Genomic DNA, 9898 nt, shown 5'->3' with positions numbered 1-9898 from the left:
CGCGTGCGGCTGCGCGGCCGCATTGCGCTGGCCGAGCGGCACGGCGAGCAGGCCGTTGCGCGTCAGGACCACGCGCGCGCCCGCTTCGCGCAGCGTGCGGTCGATCAGCCCCGGGTCCGCGCGCCGCTCCACCTGATAGTCGATGGAGCCCTGCGCGAGCGGCAGATACGGCAATGCCTGGGTGAGTGCCAATGGTGCGAACATGATGATTCCCCTCGTTGATGGATGGTTATTCCGCTGCGATGGCGCGCGGCACGCGTGCGATCAGCCCGTGCAGCGCGTGCGCCACGATGTCGGGGCGTTCCCATGCGCTGAAGTGGCCGCAGTCCTCGATTTCTGTCATTGCCACATCGGTGCCGATCATCGCGCGCGCGATCGGCTCCATCACGGCGGGCGCGCTCGACGGGTCGTTCTCACCGCAGATCACGGCCACCGGCGCGGTGATGCGCGCGAACTGGCTGTTGAGATCGGGGCGGCCGGCCGCCATCAGCTCGCGCCATGCGATGCCCGCCGGCTGCTGTTCGCGGATCCATGTGGAGAATTGGCTGATGTAGTCCGGGGACTGTTTGACGGTGGAATCGCCCGGCTGCACCTCGGTGAAGAACATCACGGGGTCGGTCGTGTGCCGTTGCACGCATTCGCGTGCGATCTCGATGCGGTGCGCGCGCGAGGCCGGCGCGTCGGCGTCGCCCTTCGTGTCGAGCAGCGCCATGCCCGCCACGGCCTCGGGGTGGCGCCGCTGCACGTCGAGCACCAGATAGCCGCCCATCGACAGCCCCGCCCAGATCGCCTGCCCGTAGCCGGAGGCGTGCAGCAGGTCCACGTAGGCATTGGCCATCAGGTCGAGCGCGTCGGGAAGCGCCCCATCCTCGGCGCGCGCACCACTGTCCTCCGGTCGGGGCACTGGGCTCGCGCCGGCGCCTGGCATGTCAGGGGCCCAGATCGGGTATTGCGTACACTCCTGCGCATCGGACATCTCCATGAGCGCGGTGGCGCAACGGTCCCACATGCGGTGGTCCACAGGGAATCCGTGCACCAAGATCAGCGGGATCCCCTCGCCTTCGCGGTAGACGTGGTTTTCAATCGTCAGTGCCATGGTTGCAGCTCCTCAGTTCCTGTGCGCGTGCGTCACGCAACGTCCACGCACCACCTTAGAACACCACCGCCGATCACAGGCCGGCCCAGGCAAGCGCCTGGCGCACAATGTAGTCGTGGCCGTCGGCCATCTGCTCAAGGAACGAGTCGAGCGCGGCCGTGCGCGGGTCGACCCACTCCACGTCGAGCGTCTCGTCCTGCGGCTTGCAATCGCCCGCAATCGGCACCATGTAGCACAGCGCGATCGCGTGCTGGCGCGCGTCGTGGTACGGCGAGACCCCCGGCGTGGGGAAGAATTCGGCCACGGTGAACGGCATCAACCCCTGCGGCAGCTGCGGCAGCGCGATGTCGCCCAGGTCTTTCGAGATATTGCGCGCAATGGCCTCGCGAATCGTCTCGTGGTACAGCACACGGCCGGCGATGAGCGTGCGCTCCACAATCGAGCCGTCGTCGCACACACGCAGCAACGACCCGATCTGCGTGACGCGCCCGAACTCGTCCGCACGCACCGGCACGATCTCCACATACGCGATCGGCATCTGGCGGCGGATCCGCCCCAGGCTCTCGCCGTCAAGCCAGCCGGGAGGCGTGGCGCGCCCCGAACCATGATCGCGCGTGAAATCCTCCGGCGTGATGTTGTCGAACTCGCCGCGGCGGCGGCCGGCATCGTAGTCGTCGTTGTCTGGCACTTCATCATTCAGCACTGGCATGCCCCCATTATGGCGCAATCCGCGCGTCGACTCCAGCCGCACACACCGCGCGGATTATCCCCGTGGCTGATTTCCCGGCGCGCCGGGGCGAGTATGGAATGCTGGGGAGTGGAATCGGTTGACCATAGTACTGGTGAACCGAACGAACGTCATGTAAGGAGCAGACTATGGCAGTTCAAGAAATCACGGAAGAGACTTTCGCACAGGCGGTGCAAGACAACACACTCGCGTTCTTCGACTTCTACGCCACCTGGTGTGGCCCGTGCCGCGCCTTCGGCCCGATTTTCGACAAGGCCTCGGAAGCCAACCCCGACATCTTCTTCGGCAAGATCGACATCGACAAGAACCAGAACCTCGCCAACCAGGCGAACGTGCAGGCCGTGCCGACACTGATGATCGTCAAGGAAGGCCACATCATCTACCAGGAAGCCGGGGCCCTGCGCGCTCCGGACCTCGACGACATCATCGGCCAGGCCAAGAAGCTCGATGTGGCGGCGGCGCTCGCCGAAGCCGAGAAGAACGGCGCCGACCCGCATGAGGTGCTTGAGGAAGGGGAGATTCAGGCCTGAGCCTGACCTCCTTTCCCCGGTGATGTGCCCGAATCTTCACACTCCGCAGTGTGCGGAGTGTGAAGATTCGGGCACATTTCTATATAAGGAGAGCGGTGCGCGGTATAATGGGCCGCAGTGTGCATTCCGGCGGCGGCCACAGGCGTGGCCGCGCGCACCGAGGTTGGCGCGCGCCCTGCGAGTGGGCGTTTTGGCAGCGCGAATCAGCCATGAGCAATACCGCCGAGGATTAGTGGACGTAGTCAGAGGAGCATAATGTCGGCCCATCACAAGTCGAACAACCCCACCCTTCGATCGCTGAGCAAGCGTCAATGGATGCGCATTGCCGCGGCGGCCGCAGGCGTTGGTCTGGTTGTGACCGGCGGCTTGGCCACGCGCAGCATCTATGCCGACGCGAAGCCCGAGGCGGCACCGCAGCCGACCGCGTATTCCGTGTCCGATTCCCACGCCGCCTCCCGTGGTAATGCCCGTGAGGCACTGGACGGCGAGGCCACGTACGTCAACGTCTCGATCAACGGCAAGACCCGCACTGTGCTGGGCACCAACTTCACCGACGTGAAGTCCGTGCTCGACGCCGGCGACATCACGCTCGAATCGGGCGACACCGTGAAGCCCGACCTGCGTACGCCGGTTGACGAATCGACGACGATCGAGATCACGCGCGCAGGCGCCAAGATGGAGACCGAAGAGTCGAAGATCCCGTTCAACACAGTGAAGAAAGAGACCGCCGACCTGCCGAAGGGCACCGAGAAGGTGCAGACCGAAGGTCAGGAAGGCATCCTTGAGAAGACGAACCTCGTCACCCGTTCCGGCGACAAGGTGATTTCGTCGAATACCTTCACCTCGTACGTCAAGAAGGCCCCCGTCGAGAAGGTGATCCTTGTTGGCACGGCCGTGCAGCAGGCGCAGCCTTCCACCACGCAGAAGACCGATGGCAACGCGTCGTCCAACAACGATGCCGCCGCCTCGTCCTCGATCGGCACCACCGTGCCGGTCGGCGACATGCAGCAGTGGGCGCATGACTATCTGCTGGCCAACGGCGGTTCGGAAGCCGATTTCACGGCCACGGTGTACATCATCAGCCACGAATCCGGCTGGTCGGTCACCGCAACCAACGCGTCTTCGGGCGCATACGGCCTTGCACAGGCCCTGCCGGGTAGCAAGATGGCCTCGCACGGCGCCGATTGGGCTACCAACTACCAGACGCAGCTCAAGTGGTTCTGGGATTACTGCAAGGGGCGGTACGGCTCGATTCAGGGCGCCTACGCGTTCTGGCAGGCCAACCACTGGTATTAAATCCAAGCTTGCAACAACACGCTGAGGGGCGGGCACATAATGTGCCCGCCCCTCAGCGTGTATATGGCGTGCGGTGCGTGTTCAATCGAACATGCACCGCACAGGGTCAGAACGCCTGTTTCGGCTCTTCGGTATGCTTTTGCTTCTTGCGTCCGCGCTTCTTCATGACACCGGATTTCTCGGTGGTCACATCGAAGATGATGGTCTTGTCGTCGATGAACGGGTTGCCATGCAGGTGGGCGTATGCCACCTCGTCATCGGCGACTTCGGGAAAATCGAAGAACTTGAGCACCGTATCCATCACGATCGGCATGTTCAGCGTGACCGAAGCGGTCTTCTTGGCCGGCTTCACGAATTCGATGGCATTGGTGTCGCTGCCACTGCATGCTTTCACGGCAATCTGCTTGCTGTGGGGATTCGTCAGGATCTGCACGAACCGCGGCGAGCCAAGTTCGAGTACGGAATTCTTATTGAATCGAATATATCGAGGCGTAATAGTCAGCATGCATTTCCCTGCAGGAGCAGCCGGGTTGACCATTTCAAAACCTTGTAAAATCGACATACACGAACTTCCTTACGTCGAGGATGAATAATGCTATACCACTATAAAATAGCATACGTACAAATGCGAATTGATTTCGAAGATCAGGAAAATACTGTATCCGAAATCTTTCAGCGAACTGGGGTGTCTATGCACCATTAATCCAATGGCGCATAGACACCCCAGTTGCATCAATACGCGCTGATCACTGCACCGGGCACTGCTTCACGTAGGTCACATCAGGTTTCTCCGAGGTCGTCGGCGTCTCATCCACGCCAAGCTTCCGCTTGGCATCCGGTGAAACCGTCACATTGAAGGAATATGTGACTTCACTCTCTGGCTGCACTTGCGTAATCGTGGTGTAAATGAGCCGGTAATTGAGCGAATCCGCGACCGGGTCCGCGCCATTGCCCGTGACTTCAAAGTCGCTCATCGTACCCCCCGCCGGTGGCATGAATACGATCTTCTCGAAGCTGGTGCCGTGGCTGTCGGGGAATTCGGAACGGATGCCGGTGATGTACGGTGGCAAGGTCTTTGATTCCTCATCGGTCATCGTGTTCCGGATCGTGTATTCCACGTGGTATTTCGCCGGGCCGTCCTCCAGGCAGTCGAGCTGTGTGATCTTCGTGGACCGCTTGATGTACCAACCCATCTTCGAGGGGTTGTTCTCGGTGATGTAGATACCGATCTCCGGCTTGGCCTCATCGAGTGGGAACGTGGACGTCAGCTCGGTGTCCCAGAAAATCTGCTGCATCGTCGGATCAAAGGAATACACGGAGAGGTGGCGGTTGTGCGCGAGCGTGAGCACCTCGCCCGCCAGCTTGGCCATCTTGCCAGCATCCAGATCGCCCATGAGGCGCTGTACGCATGCCTTCGCCACGGTGCCGAACATCGCATCCGTTTCTTCGGCCGGGTAATCCTTATATGCGGTATTGATCAGGAAGTCCGCGGTGTTCGTGCCGGTCAGTACCGTGCCATTGGGAAGCTTCACGTCCCCGAGCACCTTCACGAGGCTCTGCACCACAAGCGGGTCGGCGAGCACAATGCCATTGAGCTCGGTGTCTTTGCCCATCTTCGTTTGGTTCCAAATGGCTTTGAAGTAATCGGCGACGCGCACCGTATCCGGCGAATTCGCGATATCGCGCGTATCGTAGTTCAGGCTCATCGGGCCCTCCTCACGATAGAGGCGGTTTTCATCCTCCGACAGATTGCGTGCGGTGATGCCATCCCCCGCAAACTTCGTATTGGCCTCAAAATCACCGATTTCAATCTTGCCCTTGTCAATCGTCACCGTGCCGACAGCACCGATGAGACCTCCGCTCGCGCGCATCTCCCCCGGCGTCATCGCGAGAATCGCGTACGTCTGCTTGCCCTTGTAGCCAAGCCATGTGGGCAGGTTCGGGATGTATTCGTCCACAGCTGCCTGCATGTAATAGTTGGCCCTATCGAGCATGCCACGGCTGCTGTTGAGCGTATTCGCCACAATGCCGATGCGCGGAGTGGGAATCCTGTCGAATTCCTCCGTGTACCGCTGCAGCGATTGCGCGGCGGTCTCCAGCTCCGGCAACGCCTTGACGATCGGCTCTGCATTGATGCTGCCATTCCTGTAGATCGACTTGACGTCGACGCTCTGCGCGACATCGGCGAACTTCGGCGCTGTATCCTGCGCCATGTCGTCCACCACATCGGTCATCATGCGCACAACGCGCATGCTGCCTTTGATGCCGGGCAATTTCTCGGTGAACGACCACAACGGCCCGTTCGTGATGTTCTTCGCGGCACGCGTCTGCTTCTGCATGTCCGCGACGACCCCATCAAGGTCATTGAGCCGATGCTTCTTGACGGCGTCTTTGACGACGGCGATCGCCGCTTCCTCATGATGCTTGACGAGCAGTGCCTGTGTGCCGACAGTACCAGCGAACACCACCAGAACCGCCGCTATGGCAATGAGGAGCCAACCCCACCAACGGATACGGCGGTACCACGGCTTGCGTGGCGCAGCGTCAACGGCTACCGCACCCTGTGACGGGGTTGCGTTGCCGGCTTCCACCTCCGGATGTGTCCCTTGCCCGTGCTGCGCCTGATCCTCATGCGACGTCATACTGCCCCGTCTCTCCTGTCTCGATTGTGCGGCTGAAGGTGCCCAAGCTGGTGCGTGCGGGCGGAGTCCAACGGCCGCCCGCACTGAACTGCCTTATCTTAATTAATCGTCATGACTGACGACGATGCGCTGGTTCGCCACATCGAGCAGATGCTTGCCATACGGGCTCTTGCCATACTTCCTACCGGCCTCTTCGAGCTGTTCGCGGCTGATCCACCCGTTCTCGAACGCGATCTCCTCGACGACCGAGATCGGCAGACCCTGCGCATGCTGGATCGTGCGCACGAATTCGCCGGCTTCGAACAGGCTGTCCATCGTACCGGTGTCGAGCCACGCGTAGCCACGGCCGAGCGTGCGGACATGCAGACTGCCGTCGGTCAGATACATCTGGTTGAGGTCGGTGATCTCGAGTTCACCACGCGCAGACGGACGCACTTGCTTTGCGAAATCCACCACACGGTTGTCGTAGAAATACAGGCCCGTCACCGCGTAGTTCGACGCGGGACGCTCGGGCTTCTCGACAATGCTGACCGCCTTGTGGTTGGCGTCAAATTCCACGACGCCATACCGCTCGGGGTCATCCACGTAATAGCCGAACACCGTGGCGCCCTGCTCAATGGAGGCCGCCTTGCGCAGCTGGCGCCCCAGACCATTGCCGTAGAAGATGTTGTCGCCGAGCACAAGCGCGCACGCATCGCCGTCGATGAACTCCTCACCGAGCAAAAAGGCCTGCGCCAGACCGTCGGGGCTTGGCTGCACCTTGTAGCTCAGCGAGACGCCGTATTGCGAGCCGTCGCCGAGCAGGCGCTCGAAGTTCGGCAGGTCCTTTGGCGTGGAGATGATCAGGATGTCGCGGATCCCCGCGAGCATCAATGTGCTCAACGGATAGAAGATCATCGGCTTGTCGTAGACCGGCAGCAGCTGCTTCGAGGTGACGGTCGTCAGCGGGTAGAGTCGCGTGCCGGAGCCGCCGGCGAGGATGATGCCTTTCATGCGCGATCACTCCCCTCGGCGCGCGGCGGCGACATATGCATGGAGCTCGTCGCGCCAGTCGGATGGCTCGAACCCGGTCTCCTCTATCTTCGCCAGGTCGAGCGTGCTGTAGGTGGGGCGCGGACTGACCGGCGCGGTCGCGTTGGCGAAGTATTCCTCGGTGCTGATCGGCTTGACCGCCTGACCGTTGCCATTCGCCTGCGCGAACACCTCGCGCGCGATGGCCGCCCAGCTCACGCTGTCGCCCGACGACGTGAGGTCGTACGTGCCATACGGAGCCTCGCGGTCGATCAGGAAGAAGATCGCACGTGCCATGTCCTGCGTGAACGTGAGACGTCCGATCTGGTCGTCGACGACGGTCACCTGTTCCAACGCCTCATCCGGGTTCGCCACGCGGTCGGACAGCGCGATCATCGTCTTCACAAAATTGTGGCCGTCGCCGATCACCCAGCTCGAGCGTAGAATGTAGTGCTTCGGCGCCATCGCCACCGCGATGTCGCCGGCGGCCTTCGTCTGGCCGTACACGCCCAAGGGGGCGAAGGCTTCATCCTCATCGTGCACCTGTGCCACGCCATCGAACACATAGTCGGAGCTGATGTGCACCAAGGTCAGGTTGTGCTCAGTGGCGGTCTTCGCCAGCAGCGCCGGGCCTTGGGCGTTCGCTTTCCATGCGGCCGCACGGCCTTCCGGTGTTTCCGCCTTGTCGACGGCGGTGTATGCGCCGGCGTTGATGATCGTGCCGTACAAGCTCCAGTCGATCTGCGCATAGGCTGCTGGATCCGAGAAATCGAATTCGTCGATGTCGGTGAATTCGAATCCCTCGAGTCCATGCTCCTGCACATACTCGCGGATCGCCCGGCCGAGTTGGCCGTTCGCGCCGGTCACCAGTGTGCGGCGCGGAGCCATCGGCTTCGCGTCCTTGAGCATCGGGTGGTGCAGGTCAGCCTCGCTGCGTTCGGACTCCTCGAGCGGAATCGGCCACTGGATCGCCAGTTCAGGGTCGGCGAGGTTGACGAACGTGTACGTCTTCTTCATTTCGAGCGACCAGTGCGCATTGACGAGGTACGAATACGCGGTGCCGTCCTCAAGTGCCTGGAAGCTGTTGCCGACGCCACGTGGCACGTAGATCGCGCGTGATGGGTCGAGTCGTGTCGTGAAGACCTGTCCGAACGAATCGCCGGGACGCAGATCGACCCACGCGCCGAAAATCTCGCCTGTTGCAAGCGAGATGAACTTGTCCCACGGTTCCGCGTGGATGCCACGCGTCACACCACGCTTCGCGTTGAAGCTGATGTTGTTCTGCACCGGTTCAAAGTCTTCGGGCAGGCCGAGTGCCGTCATTTTCGCCTTCTGCCAGTTCTCTTTGAACCAGCCGCGATTGTCGCCATGCACCGGCAGATCGAAGACAAGCAGCCCGGGGATGTTCGTCTTCGTGACCTTGAGTTCCTTTTCGAATTCCATATCGTTCCTCTTCCGCAGTTTCGTGACGGTTTGCCTGGCTGATGCCAACATGGGGCCCCGTCACGGTGACGGGGCCCCATGGTCGGTGCATTACTGGCCTTGGGCCTTGTATTTCGCTTCGGTGGCGGCCTTCACCGGCTCCCACCACTGCGGATTGTCCACATACCACTGCACTGTGGCGCGCAGACCGGATTCGAAATCGGTGTGGGTCGGCTTCCAACCGAGCTCGGTGCGCAGCTTGGTGGCGTCGATCGCGTAACGGCGGTCATGGCCCGGGCGGTCCTTGACCCAATCGAACGCGTCTTCGGGCTGCCCCATCACGCGCAGGATGTCTTTCAGTACGGTCAGGTTGTTGCGTTCGCCGTTCGCGCCGATCAGATAGGTCTCACCCAAGCGGCCCTGTGTCAGGATCGTCCACACCGCGCTCGAATGGTCTTCGGTGTGGATCCAGTCGCGCACATTGAGGCCGTCGCCGTACAGCTTGGGACGGATGCCTTCGATGATGTTCGTGATCTGGCGCGGGATGAACTTCTCCACATGCTGGTATGGCCCGTAGTTGTTCGAGCAGTTCGAGATCGTCATGCGCAGCCCGTAGGTGCGGAACCAGGCACGCACGAGCAGGTCGGAGCTCGCCTTCGTCGACGAATACGGGCTCGATGGATGATAGGGGGTCTCTTCGGTGAACTTCGCCGGGTCGTCGAGTGCGAGGTCGCCATAGACCTCGTCGGTGCTCACGTGGTGGAAGCGCACGTCGTATTTGCGCGCCGCCTCGATCAGACGGAACGTACCTTCCACATTCGTCTTGAGGAAGGGCTCGGGGTCGGCGATCGAGTTGTCGTTGTGCGATTCGGCCGCGTAATGCACGATTGCATCGTGGCCGGGCACGAGCTCGTCGAGCAGCTGCGCGTCGCAGATATTGCCATGGACGAACTCCACCTGGTCGCCGAGCAGCGGCTTAATGTTCTCGAGATTGCCGGCGTAGGTGAGCGCGTCGAGCACCGTCACGTGCACATCGGGGTGGTTGTTGACCACGTAATGCACGAAATTCGAACCGATGAAGCCGCAGCCGCCGGTCACGATGATGTTCTTGGGAATAAACGCATCAGTCATGGCTTCCACTCTAGCAACAGCT

The 9898-nt window shown here is 61.5% G+C and carries 9 protein-coding genes and 1 pseudogene; 2 read left to right on the top strand and 8 right to left on the bottom strand.

The genetic code is table 11. From position 1 onward, the window contains the following. The 3 genes and pseudogenes from OU02_RS07050 to OU02_RS07040 form a co-directional block, all read right to left on the bottom strand. A pseudogene (locus tag OU02_RS07050) lies at positions 1–204 on the bottom strand (NAD(+) diphosphatase); the annotation flags it as partial. 25 nt (positions 205–229) lie between these two features. Next, the gene (locus tag OU02_RS07045; protein ID WP_033489551.1) at positions 230–1096 is read right to left on the bottom strand and encodes an alpha/beta fold hydrolase; all 867 of its coding nucleotides are present in this window, start codon (positions 1094–1096) and stop codon (positions 230–232) included. Between the two features lie 73 nt (positions 1097–1169). Continuing rightward, the gene (locus tag OU02_RS07040; protein WP_033489550.1) at positions 1170–1805 is read right to left on the bottom strand and encodes an NUDIX hydrolase family protein; all 636 of its coding nucleotides are present in this window, start codon (positions 1803–1805) and stop codon (positions 1170–1172) included. A gap of 167 nt (positions 1806–1972) precedes the next feature. On the opposite strand from OU02_RS07040, the gene OU02_RS07035 reads away from it, so the two are divergent. Together OU02_RS07035 and OU02_RS07030 are read left to right on the top strand one after the other, a co-directional pair. Further along, entirely contained in the window at positions 1973–2374 is a 402-nt protein-coding gene (locus OU02_RS07035) for a thioredoxin family protein (RefSeq protein ID WP_033489549.1), read from the top strand. Between the two features lie 255 nt (positions 2375–2629). Then, positions 2630–3670: an aggregation-promoting factor C-terminal-like domain-containing protein gene (locus OU02_RS07030; protein WP_033489548.1), complete on the top strand. Its 1041-nt coding sequence runs from the start codon at positions 2630–2632 to the stop codon at positions 3668–3670. Between the two features lie 106 nt (positions 3671–3776). On the opposite strand, the gene OU02_RS07025 is transcribed toward OU02_RS07030, so the two are convergent. The 5 genes from OU02_RS07025 to rfbB form a co-directional block, all read right to left on the bottom strand. Beyond that, positions 3777–4175 (bottom strand): hypothetical protein, encoded by a 399-nt coding sequence (locus OU02_RS07025; protein WP_238552001.1) that lies wholly within the window; start codon positions 4173–4175, stop codon positions 3777–3779. A 241-nt stretch (positions 4176–4416) separates the two neighbouring features. Further along, positions 4417–6312, bottom strand: a complete 1896-nt coding sequence (locus OU02_RS07020) for a DUF4012 domain-containing protein (protein WP_051918308.1) — start codon at positions 6310–6312, stop codon at positions 4417–4419. A gap of 102 nt (positions 6313–6414) precedes the next feature. Next, positions 6415–7305 (bottom strand): glucose-1-phosphate thymidylyltransferase RfbA, encoded by an 891-nt coding sequence (rfbA, locus tag OU02_RS07015; RefSeq protein ID WP_033489545.1) that lies wholly within the window; start codon positions 7303–7305, stop codon positions 6415–6417. Positions 7306–7311: 6 nt separating this feature from the next. Further along, the gene (locus OU02_RS07010) at positions 7312–8766 is read right to left on the bottom strand and encodes a sugar nucleotide-binding protein (protein ID WP_033489544.1); all 1455 of its coding nucleotides are present in this window, start codon (positions 8764–8766) and stop codon (positions 7312–7314) included. Positions 8767–8856: 90 nt separating this feature from the next. Beyond that, entirely contained in the window at positions 8857–9876 is a 1020-nt protein-coding gene (gene rfbB / locus OU02_RS07005) for a dTDP-glucose 4,6-dehydratase (protein ID WP_033489542.1), read from the bottom strand. Between the last annotated feature and the right edge of the window lie 22 nt (positions 9877–9898).

It is taken from the genome of Bifidobacterium pseudolongum subsp. pseudolongum DSM 20099, from assembly GCF_000771225.1.
GTDB lineage: Bacteria > Actinomycetota > Actinomycetes > Actinomycetales > Bifidobacteriaceae > Bifidobacterium > Bifidobacterium pseudolongum.
Note: the sequence above shows the minus strand (reverse complement) of the source record. Positions and strands in the feature narration are given on the sequence as shown.

What these genes read in the sequence shown, in the direction of transcription:
- OU02_RS07045 (WP_033489551.1), bottom strand. Translation starts at nt 1,096, where the DNA reads ATGGCACTGACGATTGAAAACCACGTCTACCGCGAAGGCGAGGGGATC.
- OU02_RS07040 (WP_033489550.1), bottom strand. Translation starts at nt 1,805, where the DNA reads ATGCCAGTGCTGAATGATGAAGTGCCAGACAACGACGACTACGATGCC.
- OU02_RS07035 (WP_033489549.1), top strand. Translation starts at nt 1,973, where the DNA reads ATGGCAGTTCAAGAAATCACGGAAGAGACTTTCGCACAGGCGGTGCAA.
- OU02_RS07030 (WP_033489548.1), top strand. Translation starts at nt 2,630, where the DNA reads ATGTCGGCCCATCACAAGTCGAACAACCCCACCCTTCGATCGCTGAGC.
- OU02_RS07025 (WP_238552001.1), bottom strand. Translation starts at nt 4,175, where the DNA reads ATGCTGACTATTACGCCTCGATATATTCGATTCAATAAGAATTCCGTA.
- OU02_RS07020 (WP_051918308.1), bottom strand. Translation starts at nt 6,312, where the DNA reads ATGACGTCGCATGAGGATCAGGCGCAGCACGGGCAAGGGACACATCCG.
- rfbA (WP_033489545.1), bottom strand. Translation starts at nt 7,305, where the DNA reads ATGAAAGGCATCATCCTCGCCGGCGGCTCCGGCACGCGACTCTACCCG.
- OU02_RS07010 (WP_033489544.1), bottom strand. Translation starts at nt 8,766, where the DNA reads ATGGAATTCGAAAAGGAACTCAAGGTCACGAAGACGAACATCCCCGGG.
- rfbB (WP_033489542.1), bottom strand. Translation starts at nt 9,876, where the DNA reads ATGACTGATGCGTTTATTCCCAAGAACATCATCGTGACCGGCGGCTGC.